Source organism: Lentzea sp., assembly GCF_035525475.1.
In the GTDB taxonomy this organism is placed as follows: Bacteria; Actinomycetota; Actinomycetes; order Mycobacteriales; family Pseudonocardiaceae; genus Lentzea.
The window spans coordinates 1-2668 of sequence record NZ_DATLEC010000008.1; the positions used below are offsets into that span (position 1 = coordinate 1).

A 2668-nucleotide genomic window follows, 5' to 3' on the forward strand; every position below is an offset into this window, starting at 1 on the left:
GTGCGGTCGAACAGCGCGCCCCAGTCCTCGAGCTCGCGGACCCGGTCGGGCGCCTCCTGCGCGTGCAGCTGCGCCATCCGCCAGTGGTTGAGCATCTTGCCGCCGCGCATGGTGTCGCGGAAGTGCACCTGCCAGTTGTCCTCGGGGTAGACGTTGCCCATGGACGCGGCGATGCCGCCCTCGGCCATGACGGTGTGCGCCTTGCCCAGCAGGGACTTGCAGACCACTGCCGTGCGGGCCCCCGACTCGTGCGCCTCGATCGCCGCGCGCAGCCCCGCGCCGCCGGCGCCGACGACGACGACGTCGTAGAAATGCCGCTCGGTGGCGGAGTCGGTGCCGGACATCAGAAGAACCTCGGGTCGCTGAAGGCATTGGTCGCCAGCAGGCGCACGTAGAAGTCCGTCAGGGCCACGCCGAACAGCGACACCCAGGCGTACTTCATGTGGCTGCCGTTGAGCTTGGAGATCAGCGTCCACATCCGGTAGCGGATCGGGTGCTTGGAGAAGTGGTTCAGCCGGCCGCCCATGATGTGCCGGCAGGAGTGGCAGGACACCGAGTACATCCAGAGCAGCGCGGCGTTGATCAGCAGCACCAGCGTGCCGAGGCCGGCGTGGCCCCACTCGCCGTCCTCGTTGCGGAAGGCGAGCACCGCGTCGTACGTCAGGATCGTGTTGAAGACCAGGCCGGCGATGAAGAAGTAGCGGTGGATGTTGTTGCCGATCAGCGGCACCCGGGTCTCGCCGGTGTAGGTCTTGTGCGGCTCGGCCACTGCGCACGCCGGCGGCGACAGCCAGAAGGACCGGTAGTAGGCCTTCCGGTAGTAGTAGCAGGTGAGCCGGAAGCCCAGCGGGATCACCAGGATGTAGAGCGCCGGGCTGATGAACGACGGCCCGTCGAACAGCTCCGGGAAGCTGTTGCCCTCACACGCCTTGATGATGCACGGCGAGTAGAAGGGCGAGATGTACGGCTCGACGAAGTAGTGCGCGTTCTCAAAGGCGCGGAACGTCGAGTAGACGATGAAGGCCACGAGCACGAACACCGTGATGGCCGGTTGCAGCCACCAGGCATCGGTGCGCAGGTGTCGGAAGGGGATGCTGGCGCGGCCGGGAGCCCCGGTCCCCGCCGGCGCGGGGGTCGTCGTCGTCATTGCGGTCTGCGGGATCCGTTCGGGTCGGGGGCGGGCTAGGTCGGCTTGCGGTTCGAGGCGCCTAGCCCCTCGTCCTCGGCGTCCATCCAGAAGTCGTGGGAGTACTCCGTGTCCGGAATGATCTCCAATGGCTCGGTCCGGGCTGTGGGCGGGGCACCGCAGAGCAGGTCCAGGTCGCCCGACAGGCGCGCGACGTCGGCCTTCAGGCGGCGTACGTCGACAGTGTCGTTGTAGTGCCGGCTGACCGCAGCGGTGGCCTCCTCGAGGGCCACCACGGCGCGTCGCGCTGCCGCGACGTCGTCCTGCAGGGACACGCCACTCACCTCCGCCACCGGCTCTCGCGAGCCGCATCCGACCACGTTCCCGCGGACCCCGGGCAGGACCGCGCACCTCGCATGCTGCCTCACCGGTGCGGGATGTCATCCTGCGGGGACCACACAGCGAACAGGAGTGCTCCGTGAGCGACTCGATCTACCGCATCACCGAGGTCGTCGGGACGTCGCCCGAGTCGGTGCAGCAGGCCATCCGCAACGGCATCTCGCGGGTGTCCCGCACCGTCCGCAACGTCGAGTGGTTCGAGGCCACCGAGATCCGCGGTCAGGTCGAGAACGGGGACGTCAAGGCGTTCCAGGTGACCCTGAAGGTCGGCTTCAAGCTCGAGTAGGTCAGTCGCTCCAGGCGGAGCGGAGCGTGCCGGCGACCTGCTCGACGTACATCCCGCTCAGGTCGGGTGACGGCCGCGTCGGGAGCGTCCCGGCCCGTGCGTGCGCCTGCGCGCCGGCCAGCTCGGCGAGCGACAGGGTGCCGTAGCCCTCGAACTGCGGCGGTACGACGGTGTCCGTGGCCGCGTACTTGAGCAGCTGCTCGATCCGCGCCGGGTCGACCGGGCGCCCCGCGTCCCGGGTGGCCTTGACGAGCGCGCCGGCGAACCCGGCGACGAAGGGCGCGGAGAAGCTGGTCCCACCCTCGTCGACGTAGGCGTTGTCCGCGTCGATGCCGGCCGACGTGACGCTGAAGCCCGCAGCCACCTCCGGATCGGTCGACTCCAGCAGGCCGATGGCGCCGCTCGCGCCCACGGCCACCGCGTTGGTGGAGGAGGCGTAGCCGCTGGCCCAGCCGGGGTCGCCGGGCAGCACGCCGGCGTTGCCCCAGCCGTTGCCGTTGGCGACGACGACCAGGACGCCCTTCCTGCGGGCGTCGGCGAAGGCGTCGTACGTCTCTCGGAACAGCTCGGCGGGCACCGGGACGATCGAGCCGATGGACAGGCTGATCACGTTCGCGTGCACGGTGTCGGTGGCCCAGCGGACCGCTGCGGCTAGGTCGCCCTCGATCGCGCCGTCCTTGGTGCCGACCTTGGCCACGGCGAGCTTGCCGCCGGGCAGCGCGGACGGGGTCTTGGCGGAGACGGCGTTGCGGCCGACGGCCATGGCGGCGGTGCCGGTGCCGTGACCGTGCCTGTCGTAGGGATCCCGAAGTGCTGTGTCCCAGGTCTGGCCTGCCTTCGGCAGCACGATCTTCGGC

At 69.8% G+C, this 2668-nt stretch carries 5 protein-coding genes; 1 reads left to right on the forward strand and 4 read right to left on the reverse strand.

The features are described from left to right. The 3 genes from VM306_RS01120 to VM306_RS01130 all read right to left on the reverse strand — a co-directional run. Positions 1–344 (reverse strand): FAD-dependent oxidoreductase (locus tag VM306_RS01120; RefSeq protein ID WP_325510297.1); only part of this gene is annotated, 344 nt, incomplete at its 3' end. Next, positions 344–1147 carry a hypothetical protein gene (locus tag VM306_RS01125; RefSeq protein WP_325510298.1) on the reverse strand — a complete coding sequence of 268 codons (804 nt, stop codon included), beginning with the start codon at positions 1145–1147 and terminating at the stop codon, positions 344–346. The genes VM306_RS01120 and VM306_RS01125, both read right to left, overlap by 1 nt. A gap of 35 nt (positions 1148–1182) precedes the next feature. Then, complete coding sequence (locus VM306_RS01130) at positions 1183–1461, reverse strand: hypothetical protein (RefSeq protein ID WP_325510299.1); 279 nt, start codon at positions 1459–1461, stop codon at positions 1183–1185. A gap of 143 nt (positions 1462–1604) precedes the next feature. Here VM306_RS01130 and VM306_RS01135 point away from each other — a divergent pair, with 143 nt between their 5' ends. Then, complete coding sequence (locus VM306_RS01135) at positions 1605–1811, forward strand: dodecin (RefSeq protein ID WP_325510300.1); 207 nt, start codon at positions 1605–1607, stop codon at positions 1809–1811. Between the two features lies 1 nt (position 1812). Here the strand turns inward: VM306_RS01135 and VM306_RS01140 are convergent. Next, on the reverse strand, positions 1813–2668 hold an 856-nt coding region (locus VM306_RS01140; protein ID WP_325510301.1), incomplete at its 5' end, for a S8/S53 family peptidase.